The 16,646-nt window shown below is 43.6% G+C and carries 18 protein-coding genes; 10 read left to right on the forward strand and 8 right to left on the reverse strand.

The features are described from left to right. Positions 1-62: 62 nt before the first annotated feature. Positions 63-1,493, reverse strand: a complete 1,431-nt coding sequence (locus LEP1GSC052_RS17755; protein WP_020986453.1) for an aminotransferase-like domain-containing protein — start codon at positions 1,491-1,493, stop codon at positions 63-65. Positions 1,494-1,561: 68 nt separating this feature from the next. Here LEP1GSC052_RS17755 and LEP1GSC052_RS17760 point away from each other — a divergent pair, with 68 nt between their 5' ends. After that, the gene (locus LEP1GSC052_RS17760; RefSeq protein ID WP_010572912.1) at positions 1,562-2,344 is read left to right on the forward strand and encodes a PhzF family phenazine biosynthesis protein; all 783 of its coding nucleotides are present in this window, start codon (positions 1,562-1,564) and stop codon (positions 2,342-2,344) included. Further along, positions 2,341-3,540: an aminotransferase-like domain-containing protein gene (locus tag LEP1GSC052_RS17765; RefSeq protein ID WP_020986734.1), complete on the forward strand. Its 1,200-nt coding sequence runs from the start codon at positions 2,341-2,343 to the stop codon at positions 3,538-3,540. Before LEP1GSC052_RS17760 ends, LEP1GSC052_RS17765 begins: the two co-directional genes overlap by 4 nt. An 89-nt stretch (positions 3,541-3,629) precedes the next feature. Here LEP1GSC052_RS17765 and LEP1GSC052_RS17770 read toward each other — a convergent pair whose 3' ends face one another. Genes LEP1GSC052_RS17770 through LEP1GSC052_RS17780 form a run of 3 tightly spaced genes read right to left on the reverse strand, consistent with a single transcriptional unit; the run spans position 3,630 to position 6,350 of the window. Beyond that, the gene (locus LEP1GSC052_RS17770; RefSeq protein ID WP_010572910.1) at positions 3,630-4,904 is read right to left on the reverse strand and encodes an acyltransferase family protein; all 1,275 of its coding nucleotides are present in this window, start codon (positions 4,902-4,904) and stop codon (positions 3,630-3,632) included. A 15-nt stretch (positions 4,905-4,919) separates the two neighbouring features. After that, on the reverse strand, positions 4,920-5,876 hold the full coding sequence (locus tag LEP1GSC052_RS17775) for a hypothetical protein (protein ID WP_010572909.1): 957 nt from the start codon (positions 5,874-5,876) through the stop codon (positions 4,920-4,922). Between the two features lie 6 nt (positions 5,877-5,882). Then, a complete protein-coding gene (locus LEP1GSC052_RS17780; RefSeq protein WP_010572908.1) occupies positions 5,883-6,350 on the reverse strand; it encodes an LIC13259/LIC11441 family protein in 468 nt (155 codons plus the stop codon). Between the two features lie 317 nt (positions 6,351-6,667). Between LEP1GSC052_RS17780 and LEP1GSC052_RS17790 the strand changes: the two genes are divergently transcribed. From LEP1GSC052_RS17790 to LEP1GSC052_RS17810, 5 genes are read left to right on the forward strand one after another with little or no spacing between them, the layout of a single operon-like run. Beyond that, a complete protein-coding gene (locus tag LEP1GSC052_RS17790) occupies positions 6,668-6,994 on the forward strand; it encodes a (2Fe-2S) ferredoxin domain-containing protein (protein WP_010572906.1) in 327 nt (108 codons plus the stop codon). After that, positions 6,991-8,013, forward strand: coding sequence for a zinc-binding dehydrogenase (locus LEP1GSC052_RS17795; RefSeq protein WP_010572905.1), 1,023 nt, complete (start codon positions 6,991-6,993; stop codon positions 8,011-8,013). The genes LEP1GSC052_RS17790 and LEP1GSC052_RS17795 overlap by 4 nt, the downstream gene beginning before the upstream one ends. Positions 8,014-8,017: 4 nt before the next feature. Continuing rightward, positions 8,018-8,590 (forward strand): LEA/WHy family protein, encoded by a 573-nt coding sequence (locus LEP1GSC052_RS17800; protein WP_020985531.1) that lies wholly within the window; start codon positions 8,018-8,020, stop codon positions 8,588-8,590. 50 nt (positions 8,591-8,640) lie between these two features. After that, the gene (locus tag LEP1GSC052_RS17805; RefSeq protein ID WP_020986845.1) at positions 8,641-8,967 is read left to right on the forward strand and encodes an LIC13255 family lipoprotein; all 327 of its coding nucleotides are present in this window, start codon (positions 8,641-8,643) and stop codon (positions 8,965-8,967) included. 9 nt (positions 8,968-8,976) lie between these two features. Then, complete coding sequence (locus LEP1GSC052_RS17810; RefSeq protein WP_020986425.1) at positions 8,977-9,465, forward strand: hypothetical protein; 489 nt, start codon at positions 8,977-8,979, stop codon at positions 9,463-9,465. 68 nt (positions 9,466-9,533) lie between these two features. Here LEP1GSC052_RS17810 and LEP1GSC052_RS17815 read toward each other — a convergent pair whose 3' ends face one another. Beyond that, on the reverse strand, positions 9,534-10,232 hold the full coding sequence (locus LEP1GSC052_RS17815) for a 4Fe-4S dicluster domain-containing protein (RefSeq protein WP_020986088.1): 699 nt from the start codon (positions 10,230-10,232) through the stop codon (positions 9,534-9,536). Next, a complete protein-coding gene (gene murA, locus LEP1GSC052_RS17820) occupies positions 10,229-11,527 on the reverse strand; it encodes a UDP-N-acetylglucosamine 1-carboxyvinyltransferase (RefSeq protein WP_010572900.1) in 1,299 nt (432 codons plus the stop codon). The genes LEP1GSC052_RS17815 and murA overlap by 4 nt, the downstream gene beginning before the upstream one ends. 112 nt (positions 11,528-11,639) lie before the next feature. Here murA and LEP1GSC052_RS17825 point away from each other — a divergent pair, with 112 nt between their 5' ends. After that, positions 11,640-13,421 carry an apolipoprotein N-acyltransferase gene (locus LEP1GSC052_RS17825; RefSeq protein ID WP_040913679.1) on the forward strand — a complete coding sequence of 594 codons (1,782 nt, stop codon included), beginning with the start codon at positions 11,640-11,642 and terminating at the stop codon, positions 13,419-13,421. 278 nt (positions 13,422-13,699) lie between these two features. Next, positions 13,700-14,239 (forward strand): DUF1564 domain-containing protein, encoded by a 540-nt coding sequence (locus tag LEP1GSC052_RS17830; RefSeq protein WP_010572898.1) that lies wholly within the window; start codon positions 13,700-13,702, stop codon positions 14,237-14,239. Positions 14,240-14,250: 11 nt separating this feature from the next. On the opposite strand, the gene LEP1GSC052_RS17835 is transcribed toward LEP1GSC052_RS17830, so the two are convergent. Further along, positions 14,251-15,381 carry a hypothetical protein gene (locus LEP1GSC052_RS17835; protein ID WP_010572897.1) on the reverse strand — a complete coding sequence of 377 codons (1,131 nt, stop codon included), beginning with the start codon at positions 15,379-15,381 and terminating at the stop codon, positions 14,251-14,253. 32 nt (positions 15,382-15,413) lie between these two features. Beyond that, entirely contained in the window at positions 15,414-15,833 is a 420-nt protein-coding gene (locus LEP1GSC052_RS17840; protein WP_020986525.1) for an LIC_13246 family protein, read from the reverse strand. Positions 15,834-16,070: 237 nt separating this feature from the next. Here LEP1GSC052_RS17840 and LEP1GSC052_RS17845 point away from each other — a divergent pair, with 237 nt between their 5' ends. Continuing rightward, complete coding sequence (locus LEP1GSC052_RS17845) at positions 16,071-16,646, forward strand: hypothetical protein (RefSeq protein WP_010572895.1); 576 nt, start codon at positions 16,071-16,073, stop codon at positions 16,644-16,646.

The following is a 16,646-nucleotide window of genomic DNA, read 5'->3' on the forward strand; positions in this document are numbered from 1 at the left end:
TTGTAAGCATCATTGTCAACTTGGAAACTTCTTGGAATTCTCCGTCGATTCGGTCGATCGGCTCAGCCCCGGAGTTTGTCCGCCAACTTTCCTAACGTTTTGATTTTTTCTTCGACCTTGGAAGTCAATCGAACCCCGCCGCTCAGTCTTAGGAAGTTTCTAAAATTTCCCGTTCCCGAAAAGATCGGACCGGGCGCGATCGACACGTTGTGTTTCCACGCTTCGTTTTGCAAAAGAAGGCTGTCGATCTTATCCGGGAGTTCGATCCAAAATACGAGACCGCCTTGCGGATTGGAGATGTAAGTCGATTCCGGAAAATGTTTCAAAACGGATTCCCGAATCTTTGCGAGATTGGAGGAAAGATTTCTTCTCAGAGGTTTTAAATTTCTTTCGTAAGAAGTCTTTAAGTATTCGCTCAACGCGATTTGCGGGATGCTCGGAAGCGCAAGTCTTGAGAGTTTGATTTCTTTCTGAAGCTCGTGACTTTTTTTTCCGGGAACGATCCAACCGATTCTCAGATCGGGCGAAATGATTTTGGAATAAGAAGAGATCTTATAAACGTTTTCTTTTTTATCAAAGGACTTCAACGAAAGGGGTCTTGAAGCGGTGAAGTATAGATCGCCGTAAATATCGTCTTCGATGATCGGAATATTCTTACCCGCACAAAGATCGACCAGGATCTTTTTGTTTTCGTTGGAAAGAAGACTGCCTGTCGGATTTTGAAAGTTCGGATTAATAATCACACATTGGATCGGATAACGATTGAGAGCTTCTTCGAAATGGGAAAGACTCATTCCGTGAATCGGATTGACCGGAATTTCGATCAGCTTTCTTCCTAGTCTTTGGACGCTTTGTAAAATGCCGAAATAAACCGGAGATTCCACCGCGATCAAGTCGCCCGGTTTTGTGAGAACTTGAATACAAAGATTGAGCGCGTCCTGACATCCGTTGGTCACGATGATTTCGGATTCGTGAGTGGCGACTCCTTGTAAAGAAGAACGAAGAGACAACTGTTTTCTCAAGCCGGGATATCCCTGAGAATTTTGATAGTTATGACTATCCGCCATAAGAATCGCCTTCTTCAGATTTTTATGAAGCGACGGAATCGGAAGATATTCCTTTTCGGGGATTCCGGTTCCCAAAGGAAGGATATTAGGATTTTGTAATGAATCGATGAGCGATGAAATCCGTTCGTCGATTCCGAAGGACGAAACAAGTTTCGGTTTTTTGGGCATGGTCGGAATCTTGGAAGTTCCCTTTCGTGCGAGAACCACGTAACCCGACTTGGGTTTCGATTCTATATAACCTTCGTTTTCCAAAAGTTCGTAAGCCTGTAAGACGGTGGAAATGCTGACCTTCTTTTCCAACGAAATCTTTCTTAAGGAAGGAAGTTTGTCCCCCGCGCGCAAAACACCCGATTCCAACATGGATTTTAAGGTTCCCGCGATCGTTTCGTATTTAGAATTCTGATCTGTACCGGTTAAAATGTTCATTTCTGTATCTGTTATGATCGAAGTAAATTTGTTATAACATGAGTAACGCAGTAAGGAAATCATTTTTTATGAAACTGAGAATTCTCCAAATCGACGCTTTTGCGGAAAAAGTCTTTCAGGGAAACCCCGCCGCGGTATGTCCGTTGCAGGAATGGATTCCGGACGAACTGATGCAGAAGATCGCCTTGGAAAACAATCTGAGCGAAACCGTATTTTTCGTCCGAGAAGGAGATTCGTATCGGATTCGTTGGTTTACTCCCTTGCGCGAGGTCGATCTTTGCGGTCATGCGACCTTGGCGACCGCGTATCATTTGTTTTTTCAGGAAGGATTGGCCGGTGATCGAATCCGTTTTCAATCGGCTTCGGGTGAATTGAACGTATTCAAAAAGGAGAATATTCTTTATCTGGACTTTCCTTCTCGAAAAGCGGACAAGACCGAAGTTCCGAAATCGGTATTAAATTCGTTTTCGATTTCTCCCTTGGAAGTTTTGAAGTCCAGGGATTACGTTCTCGTCTACGAAAACGAAGCTCAACTTAGAAACGTAACCTGCTCGGTCGAAGGTTTGCGCGATATCGACGCGTTAGGCGTCATTCTTACTTGTCCGGGCAACGGAGAATTCGATTTCTTTTCCCGATTCTTTTCCGCGAGCATCGGTTTGGCGGAAGATCCGGTAACGGGTTCCTCTCATTGTACGTTGATTCCTTTTTGGTCCGAGCGTTTAGGCAAAAAAAATCTCAAAGCGTTCCAAGCGTCGAGTCGAGGCGGAAAACTTTTTTGCGAAGATCTGGGAGATCGAGTTCGCATCGGAGGAGTTTGTGTTCCTTACTTGGAAGGATGGATCGAAGTATGAATGAGAACCGATTTTCGTTTTCGGATCGGATCTTAAAATCGAACCGTTCCTTTATCCGTGAAATTTTAAAAGTGACTTCTCATCCGGAAATCATTTCGTTTGCGGGCGGTCATCCCGATCCGGCTCTGTTCCCGGTTCAAGATCTTGCGGCTTCCACCGAATCGGCGTTTCAAAAATACGGATCGAAACTTCTTCAATACGGAATTTCAGAGGGATTTACACCGCTTCGGGAAAAGATTTTCGAAAGATATTATAAAAACATAAACTATTCTTTGAGTCCGGAGAATATTCTCATCACGACCGGTTCTCAACAGGCTTTGGATTTGATCGGAAAAGTTTTTATCAATCCGGGAGATTCGATTCTCATCGAAAGACCGGGATATTTGGGCGCGATCCAAGCCTTCTCTTTATACGAACCGAATTTGGTCGGAATTCCGTTGGAAGACGACGGATTGGATCCGGAATTTTTGAAGAACGTTTTTGTCGACGTCGATCCGAAATTCTTATATTCGAATCCTACGTTTCAAAATCCGACGGGAAAAACTTTGCCTCTCGAAAAAAGAAAACGAATCTCCGAAATTTTGAAAAAGGAGAATTGCATTTTCATCGAGGACAATCCGTACGGCGAGATTCGTTTTGACGCTGAGATTCTTCCGAGCGTTCAATCCTTTTATCCCGAAGGTACGATCAGCTTGGGAACTTTTTCCAAAACCTTATCGCCCGGTTTTCGAGTCGGTTGGATCTGCGCTCCGAAAGAAATGATCGATAAACTTTTGATCGCGAAACAGGCGAGCGATCTTCATTCCAATCTTCTTTCTCAGATCGTTTTGGACGAATATTTGAATCGATACGATTTGGATTCTCAGATTGAAAAAACCCGTGCTTCGTATCGAATCAAAAAAGAACGGATGGAAGAATTTTTGAATCGGTCTATGATCGATTTTGCGGATTGGGTTTCTCCGAAAGGAGGAATGTTTTTCTGGCTGAAGTTGAAAAATGGAGTTCGATCGATGGAATTGTTCGACGTCGCGATTGCAAATAACGTTGCTTTCGTTCCGGGAATTCCTTTTTACGCGGACAAACCGGAATTGGATACGATGCGGATTAACTTTTCGCATTCTTCCTTGGAAGCGATCGAAATGGGGATCGATCGTATCGCGGAGTCGGTTCGTGAAATTTCCAAAATTCGCGTTTAGTAGAATCTTATGTTATCACGGGAATACTGCGGACTTTTGACGCAATCGGGTCACGACGTAGGAATCACCGATCTTCTTTGGATGTAAGTTTATTCGCGTGTGGATTTTTCGGAGGAGAGAATTCTTTCCTTTAAGATCAAGAACGGTTTTTCTACGATCAAATACAAAAGCCAAGAGAATAAAAAACAATAAACGATCGCGGTCAAAATCGCGAATAAGAAATGTTCCGCGTGCGGTTGGGAAACTCCGGAAAAAACTTTGGAAACCGCGATGCCTGCGATTAGAATATTCCAAAGATACATCGTATAACTGAGTCTTGCGATCGGTCTAAAGATCGCAGAACTTAAAACACGGGCGATTCTTCCTTGATCGTTTAAAGAAAAATAGATCCAGATCGCATACCCCACGTTGAAGAAATTGTAACCGAACGTTTTCCGAAACCAGTGTTCGAGAGGAAACATGTGTCCGATCGTCAACGCCGCGATTCCAAAAAACAAAAGAAAAGTATCTATAAGTTTTGGATCGATTAAACTCGAGGTTGTTTGCGGATTCGGTGCATCGAGATCGACGTTGTGATTGCGAACGGCGTTGATCGGGGCGGGGACGGATTGAAAACCGCGCAGAGACGATAAAACTTTGATTTCCGCGAGGATCATCCCGATCACAAGGCTGTCCATTCTCGTATGAGAATAAATCAAAACTCCGAGATCCGCATCTCTAACAACATAAAAAATTCTAAATATTAGAGGAATTGCATACAAGGCCGAAAGGATCAAAATTCTCCGTTTGGCGTTGAATCGAAAAAGAAACAAAGTCGTAAAAAAGGGAAGAATCAGATAAAACTGTTCTTCGATCGACAAGGACCATCCGACCAACGAAAGCCTTTGTTTCGTATAATTGGAAATATAGAGAAAATCCGCGTAACTGCTTCGTAAAACTTCGGAAACAGATTTGAGTTCCGCGAGTTGGAATTCGTTCGGATTTTCGATCAGAGACAATCGATCGAATTGTCCTTGAAAATATAAATACAGAATCGAAAGACAAAAGTAATACGCCGGGAAAATTCTCAAGGAACGCGCGAAAAAGAATCGTTTCTTATCGAAATGCTCCGGACGATCGGAGTATTTTAGAATTCCTGAATATATCAAGAAGCCGCTGAGCACAAAAAACAGATCCACACCCGAGTTGAAGTTCGAGATTACATTCTTAATAATTTGCGGAAAATCGGCGACGCCGAACGGGAGCCACACGTGGTAGACGATCACAAGGAGAATCGCGATCGCTCGGATTCCGTTTAAGGATTGGACTTCTTTTTCGTTTTTTAAAAAGGGCGAGAATAGATAACTAAAAATCGTACGCTTCATTGTAAACGATGAGATTCAGTTTTTGGAATGTCTTTGTTTGGATAAAAGTTCTTTGATGAGATTCTTTTCGGATCTTCCTAAAATTCCTTTCTCTTCGAAAATTCCCAGAATTTCCATCGTGATTTCCGGTTCCAGCAAGGATAAGTCCGCGAACAAGGATTGATGATTGAGTTTTCCGGATCTGTATTTTTCAAGAATTACGTGAGAAGATTCTATGATCTGTTGTTTTCTCGAAACCAAATCTTCCATCGTGGAAAGAATCAAAAAGATCTCCGGATCGTCTTCGAACAATTTTAGAATATGATGATAGATTCCTGGGCTTCGGATCGGCAATTCGTAGATTCCGTCTTTAAGAGAAAGGTAAAGTTCCTTTTCTTCCTCGATGTTTAATCCCGCTAGATGTTTTAAATCCGAAACGGCTTCGGGGGGAAGTACGGTTAAGAATTGAGAAGCGAACTCCGGATCTTTCGCTTCTTGAAGACAATACGCGATAAAACTGCAGATTCGTTGCGGGCTTAAGGAATTCCAATATTCGTTCGTTTTTAAATCCAAAAAGGAGGCGGTTTTTTTGAGCCTTCTTCTTTCGTCTTCGGTTTGCTGAAAGATATTATATTCGTGAATTATGATTTTATAAAGAAGTTTGTTGCTGAACGCCTCGATAACTTCCTTGATCTTCGCGGGTTCTATGATCGCGAGAAAATATCGGAGAACCTCGAAGTATACTTCTCCCTTGGAAATAAATTCTTCCAAGACCAAAGGATGGGCTTGTAAGAACGCGGATGCGCCCACATTGATTCCTGCTTTTCCTTCCGCGAATGCGTTCATCTTCTCGCCGGCGATGCAGGATTCTCTGATTTCCCGGCTCCATTCGTTCGGGATCAAATTCTGTCTGCAGTTGGCCGGGCACGGTTCTCCGAAGGAAATTCCGATTTTACAATGTGTCTTGATTTCTTTTTCCAGGAAAATTTCCACGCAACCTTAGGGAACTAAGTCTCCGCAATCTCTCATTTCGGGAGCGTATGGGTTTTGAATTTTGGTCCCGTGGCTCACCCAAGTTTTGTTTACCATAGGACAAAAGAATTTGTTAAAAACCCCGGTTCCACCGGCCAGCTTGAGACTTTCCGCGAGGTTCTCGGAAAAGGAAGAATAGGCCAGAAAGAATTTTTCGACGTCCTTCGTTTCCTTGTCTTTCAAAGAATTTCCCATTTTTTCGGCGGATTCTTTCAAACCTCCGTTGAGAGAGGAAAGTTCCTGCACGCGAGCGACTAACTTGTTTATGTCGGGAATACGATTTTCTTCCTTCATTAGGAAATCGTGAATGGATTCGTTTTCCACAAGAATCCGTTGTAGGGCGTCCTTTTCGGCTTCGGTGATTTGAGGTTGGGCTTTTTTACAGACGGATAAAAAGATGAGAATACTGATTGATAAGAATAAAATTCTCTGCATTATAACCAATCTCCAAGATCGTTAATAAAGTTTAAGTCTACAATTCTCGAAAAAACCTTGGTGTAAAGTACGGAATCGTTTAAAATCCAAAAAATGCTCATATTTGTTTTTCGATTACCAAGTTCTCAAACGAAGCAATTCGATTTAAAACCGCTCAGAATGACAGGTTATCATACGTCTTTCAGCTTAAGAATGATCGTTAGACCGTCCTCGGGTTCTTTTAAGTTGTTTTTCGAAAGATTCTTCGCATGGAAACGGGTTGCAGAATCGACCGGGCATCCGATTCTACTGAAAATGAAAATCGAGGTTTCTCGTTGATGTCGAACTTTTATACCAAACATATTTTCGTCTGCGAAAACGTAAGAGCGGAAGGGGAAAGGGTTTCTTGCGGACGATCGGGTTCGATTCAACTTCTTGCCTCTCTCAAAAAAAAGATGAAGGACCTGCCGATCCAAGGAAAAATCAGAATTCAAAGAGCGGGTTGTCTGGATCGATGCGAACTCGGTCCCGTTCAAGTCAGTTATCCGGAAGGAAGATGGTTCTCCCTAAGAACGGAAGAGGACGTCGATATATTCTTAAAATATTATATACAATCGGAACAAATTGAAAAGATCGAACATTTAATCATTAAGGAAAACCAATGAACCTCCCAAAAACATACAAGGCGTTAGAACTCAGAGAATACAGCGAAAATAAGAATCGGGCGATCATCGTCGAAAAAACGATTCGACCTTTGAAAAAAGGAGAAGTGTTGATTCGGATGCATTCCGCTTCGATCAATCCGTCCGATCTTATGTTTTTGAGAGGGCTCTACGGAATCAAAAAGAAACTTCCAGTCGTTCCGGGTTTTGAAGGAAGCGGAAACGTCGTCGCTTCCGGCGGCGGACTTTACGGTTCTTATTTAAAAGGGAAGAATGTAGCCTGCACCGCTCCCGGAAGAGGCGACGGTGTTTACGCCGAATATATGATCACCGACGCGTTCAGTTGTCTTCCGATCGGAAACGATCTTTCCTTGGAACAAGGAGCTTGTCTTTACGTAAATCCGATCACCGCGATCGCGATGGTCGAACAAGCGCAGAAAGTAGGTGCAAAGGCTTTGGTTCAAACCGCTGCCGCGAGCGCGCTCGGAAAGATGGTGGTCGGAATCGCGGCTCGCAAAGGAATGAAAGTGATCAACGTGGTTCGTAAGCCCGAACAAGAAGCGGCGTTGAAGGCGGTCGGCGCGGAACATATTCTCAATTCGGAAACTTCCAACTTCGAAAGACAGTTAAGGGTTCTTTCCAACGAACTCAAGGCCACGGTTTGTTTGGACGCGGTCGCGGGAGAATTGACCGCAAGAGTTTTAGGAGCGATGCCTTACGGAAGTAGAGTGATCGTTTACGGAGCGCTTTCCGAAAAAGAAATCCCGTTACATGCAGGACTTATGATATTCCAAGATAAGAAGGTGGAAGGGTTTTGGCTGTCGACTTGGGCGCCCCAACAAAGTTTTTATAAGATTTGGAAACTTTCGAGAGAACTCAGGTCTCTTGCAAAGAAGGAATTGAAGACCGACATCGCCGCGAGATTTCCTTTGGAAAAAGCCGTGGAAGCGATCGACAATTACGCAGCGAACATGACCAAAGGAAAAGTTCTGATTCAAACTCCTTTTGCGGAAGGTAAATAAGATTTTGAACCAGTTCGTTTTCCGGTTTTCGAGAGTTTTGATCGGATGGATTTTTCTTTTAGGAATTTTGATTCTTTTCCATTCTTGTTCGGCCCTAAAGGACAACTACAAGGCGCTTCAAAAATGTAAGTTTCAGGTTTTGTCTTTGGAAACACAAAGGGCGGAATTGATTTCTTTTCCTCCCGTTCCGAAGATCATTTTTTTGGCGAAGGTCGAAATCGAAAATCCGAACGAGATCGACGTGACTCTTCATAAGTTCGATCTTTCTTTTTTCGTCCCCGATCAAACGGAAAAGGAATCGGAGCTGGCCCGGGTTTTATCCAACGAGAAAATCGTTCTACCCGCTCTCCAGAAAAAGATAGTCGATCTTCAGGTGGAAACGCTTTTTGAAAAGAAGATGGATCGAAACCTTCTTCAGATCGCGTTGGGAATTTTACAAGCCGGGCTTGCGGGAAAGGAACTCAACTTTTCGGTTCGTGGAAGTTTCGAATACGAGACGATCTTCGGTCCGGTTCAAATTCCGGTGAACGAAAAAATTCCTTTGAAAACGGGTAAGAAGAACGGACTTGGAATCTGAAAAATTCTTTGGGATTTGATTCCAATCTCTCTTTGATAAGAATGGTAAATATGAAGACTTTCAGGTTCGATCTCAACCTGTTTCCTAAACTCGCTTTGTTCGGATTGATTTTTTGTTTAGGCTGTTATCAGAAAAATACGGACGCGGATTTCTACACGTTCGAAGAGGCCAATACGAAATTGATTTTCGCATACGAATCCAAGGACGTGACCTGCAATACGAACAGAAGAGTTACCGCCTTTGTTCCAGGACGTTCCCGTAAAAAGGACATCGATCTTTGTGTGAGCGCCGTGCTCGCGGTGAGTTGTCAGTCTTGGTCTTCGACTTCCGCGGATTCAACGCCTGCGACTTGTAAGGCGATCGAGTTCCGATATTGAGAAATTAAAATGAAACCCGCGGAATGGTTTTTTATCCTCAGTTTATTCTTTGCGGGTTTGATTTATCTGTTTCTTCTTCTCGTACGGAAAAAGGAAAAAACCGAAGGCAATTCCGTCGTTAAGTATTCTCTTCCAAAGGACGATCCGAACGCTTCGATCAATCGCGGAGCCGACGCAAGGGAGAATAAAAATCAAAAGACGAACATCTTGGAAGTTTTCGATTACAACGGAATCAAGATCATGCACGAAAACGGAATTTATACCGTAAACACCGGCGGCGAGATCGAAGTCTACGGTTCTTGGCAAACTCTTCCTTCCCGTTATCAAAGAATGGTCAAAGAGATGGATCATCGTGCGACCGGAGAAAAAAAAGCCGGTAAGTATTATATGGAGATTTTAAACGGGGTGTATTACGTGATTTTTCCCGATGGAAAAAAACATAAGTACAAACACTTCGAAGATATTCCCGAAAAAATCCGAAAGAATCTCGGTTATTGATTTCGAATACGACAAAGATCCGTTGTTACTAAAGGCGCGTAACGCCTTATCGTTCTTGGCGTAAATCGTTACTGAATTCGAATCGCTCTTGGAAACGTGGGACAAGCGGAAACACATTGACCGCAACCCGTACAACTTTTTGAAAACGAAGGTTTGTTTCCTTTAAAACTCACAACGCCTTCCACGGGACAACTGTCCTTGCAATTCGAGCAAGTCGATTCTCCCGTTTTATGATTGATACAAAATTCGAAAAGTCCCTTTGCTTGGCCGAACTTAGGCGCTTCCGTTAAGGGAAGAAGGGCCTCGTCCTTACACGCGTTGATACAAGGCCAATCCTTACAAAGCATACAAGCGTTGAGATTGACGTCCATTCTCGGGATATGTTTTTCCGAGGTTTCGTCGAAGACCGGAAACAAAACGCTGTAAGGACAGGCGTAGATACAATCTCCGCAGCCGGTGCATTTTTCGAGAAACGCAGTTTCGTCTAACGCACCGGGCGGGGACTGAACGTTTCGAATCTTTCGTTTTCGATTCGGTTTGATTTGTTGCGGAAGAACGAATCCGACTTCCTTCGAGGATTTTTTCGCCTTCGTTTTTTGGGAAGCAGGTTCTGTTTCGGTTTGAGCGCGTTTGTTCTTTGCAAGTTCGGAAGAGGGAGAATCTTCGGAAACGATTTCCTTAAAACCGGAAGCGAGATTGGCCGCGCTTTCCTGAGCGAGGTCGAACATTTTCGCAAAACCTTTTTTAAAAAAATCCTTTCGGTTCAATCTTCCCTAACTCTTTCGATTCTTGCGCCTAACGCACGCAGACGAGTGTCTATGTTTTCGAATCCTCGATCGATTTGACCGATGTTGTGAATATAACTCGTTCCTTCCGCGCAAAGAGCCGCGATGATCATCGCCATACCGGCGCGGATATCGGGGCTCGCGACCTTTTGCCCGTACAATCTAGAATGACCGATTACGATGGCTCTGTGCGGATCACAAAGAATGATTTGAGCTCCCATGGCGATGATATTATCCACGAAGAAGAGTCTTGACTCAAACATTTTCTCGTGAATCAAAACGGTTCCCTTGCACTGGGTCGCGGTAACGAGCGCGACCGAGGTCATATCCGCCGGAAAACCCGGCCAGGGAGAATCGTCTATCTTCGGAGTCGCTCCGTGATAATCGGGAATGATTTCCATTTTCTGATCGGAGGGAACTAAGATTCCGTTTTCGTGCGGTCGCACTTCGATTCCGAGGCGAGAATAAACCATTCGAATCATACGAATGTCTTCGAGTTCAACGTCTCGGATCATGATTTCTCCGCCGGTAACGGCGGCTAAACTGATAAACGAACCGACTTCCAAATAATCCGATCCGATCTTGTGTTCTTTCTCCGAAGGCTTTAAGGATGAAACGCCTTCGATGGTAAGGATGTTCGAGCCGATTCCGGAAATTTTCGCACCCGAAGAATTTAAAAAATGACAAAGTCTTTGTACGTGCGGTTCGCTCGCGGCGTGCCGAAGAATCGTTGTACCTTCGGCGAAAACAGCGGCCATCACCGCATTCTCCGTTCCGGTAACGGAGGCTTCGTCCATCAAAATGTCCGCGCCTCGAAGACGATCCGCTTTGATTTCGTATCCGTCCGGAAAAACCTCGATGCTTGCGCCTAACGCTTGTAAGGCGAGAAGATGCGTATCCAATCTTCTTCTTCCGATTTTATCTCCGCCGGGTTTCGGAAGAAACACTCTTCCCGTCATCGCAAGAATCGGACCCGCTAAAGTTACGGCTCCTCGAATGCGAGAACAGAGTTCCTCGGGTAATTGATTTTTTAAGTTGCCGTCGTGTTTGAACGTATAAGTTCCGGGTTCTTCTTCCGTAATCTCCATACCCAGATGACGCAGAACTTCCATCAGCATCAACACGTCGGAGATGACCGGGATATTGCTGATACGAACGGTTCCCGGAACCATACAAACGGCGCCAAGTAACGGAAGTGCCTCATTTTTATTTCCCTGTGGAACCACGGTTCCATGAAGAGGGGTCTTTCCAATGATCTTAAAATACGAAGAACTCATAGTGATAAGCTGTAGGATCCGGTCTTTCTGGCAATCGAATTGTAATCGGAACAACCGTTCCCGCTGAATTCTGTTGACTTCCCGTTCCGATCAGGAGATGAACGTTTTATCCATGGACAATTTACATCATCGTTTTCAAGAGTTCCAGAAAACAATCTGGTTCAATATCTTTTGTTATTTTTGGACGGGCCTTTTTTCCTTCTTAGCGTTCGCACCCGTTTCACTCAGTCATTTTGTATGGATCGCGCCTTTCGGACTTTTCTGGTTGAGTCTGAAATATCACGGAAAGTATAAAAAACTTTTTTACCACGGTCTTATCATCGGAGTCGTCTTTTATGCGATTTCGTTTCACTGGATCATTCATATGTCGATTACGTTCGGGAATTTTCCGTATGTGGTCGCGATTCTCATTCTTCTTTTTGCGGGACTTTTATTCAGTTTAAAGTTTCCGATTTTTATGATGAGTTTTTCCTTTTTATCGGGAAAGATCGGACGTCATTCGGTTTGGGTCGCGGGGTTCTGCGGGCTTTTGTCCGAGTTGATCGGTCCTCAGTTGTTTCCTTGGTATTGGGGAAATCTCGCGGCCGGGAATCTTCTTCTCGCGCAGAATGTCGAGATCACCGGAGTTTACGGAATCAGCTTTTTAGTCTTCGTCGTTTCTTATACTTTGTTTCAATCGAATCCATGGCATTGGAAAGAAATTATTAACTCAAAGGAAAAGAGAAAACAATACCTTCGTTTTGTGGCGTTGCCCGCGCTGTTACTCTTGAGTTTCGTCGTTTCGGGAGCGATTCTTTATAAAAAATGGGAGAATGTAAAACCTTCCAAATCGTTGAACGTTTTAATCATTCAACCGGACGCTCCTCTGAGTTTTAGAGACGGAAGAGAAGTCAAAGAATCCATCGAAGCGCTTATGGCCCGTATCGAGAAGTTGACGGACGAAGGCGTGGCGAAAATGGGAAAGAAGCCCGATCTGATCGTTCTTCCCGAGGCGGGTGTTCCGTTCTTTTCCGCGCACAATACTCCTGTTACGACCGTTGCGCGCAGGCTCTATTGGCATCGATTCGATTCTTTGATGTTTCTTTTGGCGAATCGATATAAGGCGAACGTGTTTTTTAACGAGATCGACGCCGGTTATAAGGGAGAACCCGGAGCTCGTAATTTAAGATATTATAATAATAACGTATTGTATGATCCGAACGGAGATCGCAGGGACGCGTATCAAAAGAAATTTCTTTTGATGTTCGGAGAATATATGCCTTTCGATTTTCTTTACGAACTCAGTCAACAAACGGGAAGATTCGAACCGGGCCTGACTCATAATTTGATTCGTTATTATTCTCCGGCGGATAAGGAAAAGGCGCCGAAAGGTTTGCATTTAGGTTGGCTTGATACGGAGAATCTGAATCACGAAGCCGTCCGTTCTTATTACGAACCCGCGAAAACCGAAGTTCAAGAATCCGGTAAGTTTCTTCCGTTGATTTGTTACGAGGTGATTCTTCCCGAGTTTGTCCGAGAATTTAGAACGGCCGGAAATCCGGAGTTTATAGTAAATCTTACGAACGACAAGTGGTATGGAACCACGACCGAAAGCGATCAGCATATGGAACTCGGTCGATTGAGAACCATCGAGTTACGAAGATGGATGGTGCGTTCCACCAATTCCGGAATCTCCGCGAACATCGATCATCTCGGAAGATTCGTGGGAGATAAAAAAACGGATTTGATGAAAGCAGAGGCGCTTTCTGAAACGATCGATGTGATCGATTCTCCCCCGACTTTTTATACTCAGTATGGAAATTTGATTCCTTGGTTGATGCTTTTTTTGACCGGACTTTATTATCTCAATCTTTTGATCGGGATCCGAAAAGGGAAAAAAGCTAAGTCTGCTTAAGGGAGAATTTTGGCGGTTGTAGTTGCTGTGGCCTTGTCTTTTGTCGGGCAAGGCGGTCGCGATCGAGCTGGCGGGGCCTATTGCTATGGAGCAGCGGGTTTTTTGTCTGTCTGCGTAGTCAGTGATCGGTAGCGTTTGCGTTTTGCCGCTCTGTGTTATGTCGGAGGACTTTAGATTTTTTGAAAGCTCTACAGGATCGACGCGCTTCTTTTTTGAATTTTCCGATTTTAATTTTCTAAAAACGATTTTTTCCTTCGTGTCTGAGAACCGTTCCTTATATGGGAATTCTTCTTTTAAACTCGGATCAAAATCTTAGTTCCATTCTTCAAGAGAGAAAAACGGAAGTGGTTACTCTTCTGATTCCTGAATCCACTTTTCTTTGTTATGGTCCGGAGGAACAAAGGCTTCTTGGGAAAAGAATTCCCGCTCTTTTGCGGAGGTACGGAAAATATCTTTCTGCGATCTCTCGGTTAGGGAAGAATGCGCGGAAAACATTGTATCAGGTGAGTCCGGGTGCGAAGAAGATGCGTCGAGTGAGTGTCCGACTGAGCACCGGGAGTTGGGCTTTTTTAGGAATGCTCGCACTCGTGCATGGGGTGTCTCGTTGTTATCTTTTCAATTATCTTCTTTGGTTGGATGAGGTAGGAGTCGGAGATTATACCGTGAATACGATGAATGAAGGAGGTCCCACATTTCACAAGAATTACAGATATATCCTCCACCTCGATCTACTCAATAACAACATAGTCCGCAGATTAGAATGCGACCCGACCGACACATTCTACGTTTTAGATTACAGAGACTGGTTCGATTCCTAAAAACTAAAGTCTTACGGATTGATCAGATAATACGAAAGAATTCCGCTAAAAGTTTCCGTGGAACCTGCGGGTAAATTCTTACCCGAACACTGAACATTCAAATCCGCTAATGAATAAATTTGATACGGTTTGGCAAAAAACAAACGGATAAAAAACCGAAGCACCGAAGAAATATTCGAAAGCACGTTGATGCTTCCCACGGACTGTTTGCGAACGATCTCCGCGGAACAACCGTCTTCAAAATAAAATTTTTCACGAACGGGAAGATCGTAACCCGAAAAGGGTTCTTTTTCGGAGTCCAAAACTTCGAACTTCGTGACCTTGCCGGAAACGACCGTCTTTCCATCCGGACTTAACAAAGCCGCCGTTCGAAAGTAACCGCCCGGAAAAGAATCGTTCCCCAAAAAACCGCCGGTATAAAAACGAAATTCCTTTCCGTTGATGGAACGAAACAACTCCCATCTTCGGCTGTACTTATAAACTTCATAATTGGTGAGAAGATGTTCCAAGCCGCCCGTTCCCAACAGTTCCTTTTTCTTTCCGTCTTGAATCAAATAACCCCAAGCCGATTGAAAAGAATAGGCCATATCCGCTTGAACAAAACCGCCGGGATCTTTGACGGTATGTTTGCCGCCCGAAAGGGAAACGCCCTGTTTGAGATCCGATTTAAAGGATAAGAATAACTTAATATTCTCCGTATCTTGTTGAATTTCGATTCCTTCTTGGTTGAGGGACATCCGATTGTTTTCGATCTTGAGATCGAATTTTCCCTTTTCCGCGGTTAATTCTTTTGCCGAGAATTCCTTGGTGATAAACTGAGTTCCTTCTCCCAAAGTATGAATCACCAAACTGATTCCGCAGTTCTTGGTTCCGGGCCCCAAGTTGCTCACCAAAAAAGTCGCGTAGATAAAAGTTTTATCATCCTTATAAGAATAGTTCCAGGCTTGAAAGTAACCTTCCTGCGTATAAGGTTGAAAAGAATAATCCTTAATACCCGCTCTTTTGAGAACCGTCGCGTCGTCGGCCTTTAAAGCCCCGCTTCCATAAAAGGAAAAACAAAAAACCAACGATAAAAAGAATCGAAACGTTGGAAGAGACAGAATTCTAAACCGAATTTTTTCCGAGCGGATTTGGCTGAACATTTCAAAGATGCTTCAACCCGGGAAAAAAATGATCAAGCAGAATCTTTGACCTTCAGAGTTTTCGTTTCCTCCTCTTCTGCGAAAACACAATGGTTTTCATAAAGATCGGACAAGCAGATGATTTGAAAAATATCGTGATCCGTTTTTCCTTCTTTTAAAAAGCGATCCCTTTCTTCTTGAATTCCGTCCAGATGAATCCAAGATTCGAAACGACCATCCACCTTTAAGAAAACGAGGAACTCGCATTCTCGTTTTTTTTTGAAAAACACTTCGAAGTCTTTTACTGGATTCTCCGCAAGACGAAACCTCATTCTTTGGCCTTCGTTCAACTTAGAAAACGGAATTCTCGGAATGTAGAAGCGGTTTAACGTGGATACGATGCGACGGAATTCTTCCTTCTTTGAAACCAGCTTCATCCATTCCCCTTGATTTAGATCGATTGTGTCTTTCATCTTTGATCCTCCCTGAAAGCGGTTCCGAAAGGTCGAAACGAAGAGGTTCAAATTTGAATTTTTTTTTGCCGGATTTCGATTTTACGAATATGTCACGAATTTTCCTAAAGAAAACGGCGATTTGATGTTAAACTGAAGGGATATTCTTTGAGGGATTTTGACTTACCGCTTTGAAGCGAGTTCCTTTTAATAAATCTTGCTAAAATAGCGAAAATCAAAATAGTATCATTCAGAACTATGGAATCCGATCTACTGGCTATATTTTGGACAGAGAAAATCAAACTCACCCAATATATCATTCAGACCACTAAGAATTTTAGTTCCAAGCAACTCGATTTTTCGGTAGCGCCGAGAGAATCGGTTCGTTCCTTTCTGCAAGCCATGGTCGCGGGCGATTTTTTCCTCAGAGTTTCTCTTCCTATTTCCGTAGGAATCAGTTCCATTCTTCCCATCGCGAGACAATCCGAGGAAGAAATCGAAAAGGATCTCGTCCGCTTTCGGGATCAATTCGGTTCTCCCGCATTGCCGATCGGGCTTAAAGAAATCATCACTCAAAGCGCCGAAGAACTTTTTTTTGAGGATTGTAATCCCGAGTTAAAACCTCTTTTTCTTCGTTGGAAAAGAATTCTCGTTCGTTTGGAAAAAACGATCCAGGGTCTGAGTTCGAAGGATTCCTTGAAATACAGATATTTTTCGGTGATCGGAATCGTGTCCCTTCCGGTTGCCATCAATTATTTTGAAATGCAGAATCTCGCGTGGTTGAGAAACGGCGTTATGAAAATCACGGAGAATCCGAATTTTCCTTCCCAATAA

Origin of the sequence: Leptospira kmetyi serovar Malaysia str. Bejo-Iso9, from assembly GCF_000243735.2 — a bacterium.
In the GTDB taxonomy this organism is placed as follows: domain Bacteria; phylum Spirochaetota; class Leptospiria; order Leptospirales; family Leptospiraceae; genus Leptospira; species Leptospira kmetyi.

What these genes read in the sequence shown, in the direction of transcription:
- LEP1GSC052_RS17755 (WP_020986453.1), bottom strand. Translation starts at nt 1,493, where the DNA reads ATGAACATTTTAACCGGTACAGATCAGAATTCTAAATACGAAACGATC.
- LEP1GSC052_RS17760 (WP_010572912.1), top strand. Translation starts at nt 1,562, where the DNA reads ATGAAACTGAGAATTCTCCAAATCGACGCTTTTGCGGAAAAAGTCTTT.
- LEP1GSC052_RS17765 (WP_020986734.1), top strand. Translation starts at nt 2,341, where the DNA reads ATGAATGAGAACCGATTTTCGTTTTCGGATCGGATCTTAAAATCGAAC.
- LEP1GSC052_RS17770 (WP_010572910.1), bottom strand. Translation starts at nt 4,904, where the DNA reads ATGAAGCGTACGATTTTTAGTTATCTATTCTCGCCCTTTTTAAAAAAC.
- LEP1GSC052_RS17780 (WP_010572908.1), bottom strand. Translation starts at nt 6,350, where the DNA reads ATGCAGAGAATTTTATTCTTATCAATCAGTATTCTCATCTTTTTATCC.
- LEP1GSC052_RS17790 (WP_010572906.1), top strand. Translation starts at nt 6,668, where the DNA reads ATGTCGAACTTTTATACCAAACATATTTTCGTCTGCGAAAACGTAAGA.
- LEP1GSC052_RS17795 (WP_010572905.1), top strand. Translation starts at nt 6,991, where the DNA reads ATGAACCTCCCAAAAACATACAAGGCGTTAGAACTCAGAGAATACAGC.
- LEP1GSC052_RS17805 (WP_020986845.1), top strand. Translation starts at nt 8,641, where the DNA reads ATGAAGACTTTCAGGTTCGATCTCAACCTGTTTCCTAAACTCGCTTTG.
- LEP1GSC052_RS17810 (WP_020986425.1), top strand. Translation starts at nt 8,977, where the DNA reads ATGAAACCCGCGGAATGGTTTTTTATCCTCAGTTTATTCTTTGCGGGT.
- murA (WP_010572900.1), bottom strand. Translation starts at nt 11,527, where the DNA reads ATGAGTTCTTCGTATTTTAAGATCATTGGAAAGACCCCTCTTCATGGA.
- LEP1GSC052_RS17825 (WP_040913679.1), top strand. Translation starts at nt 11,640, where the DNA reads ATGGACAATTTACATCATCGTTTTCAAGAGTTCCAGAAAACAATCTGG.
- LEP1GSC052_RS17830 (WP_010572898.1), top strand. Translation starts at nt 13,700, where the DNA reads ATGGGAATTCTTCTTTTAAACTCGGATCAAAATCTTAGTTCCATTCTT.
- LEP1GSC052_RS17835 (WP_010572897.1), bottom strand. Translation starts at nt 15,381, where the DNA reads ATGTTCAGCCAAATCCGCTCGGAAAAAATTCGGTTTAGAATTCTGTCT.
- LEP1GSC052_RS17840 (WP_020986525.1), bottom strand. Translation starts at nt 15,833, where the DNA reads ATGAAAGACACAATCGATCTAAATCAAGGGGAATGGATGAAGCTGGTT.
- LEP1GSC052_RS17845 (WP_010572895.1), top strand. Translation starts at nt 16,071, where the DNA reads ATGGAATCCGATCTACTGGCTATATTTTGGACAGAGAAAATCAAACTC.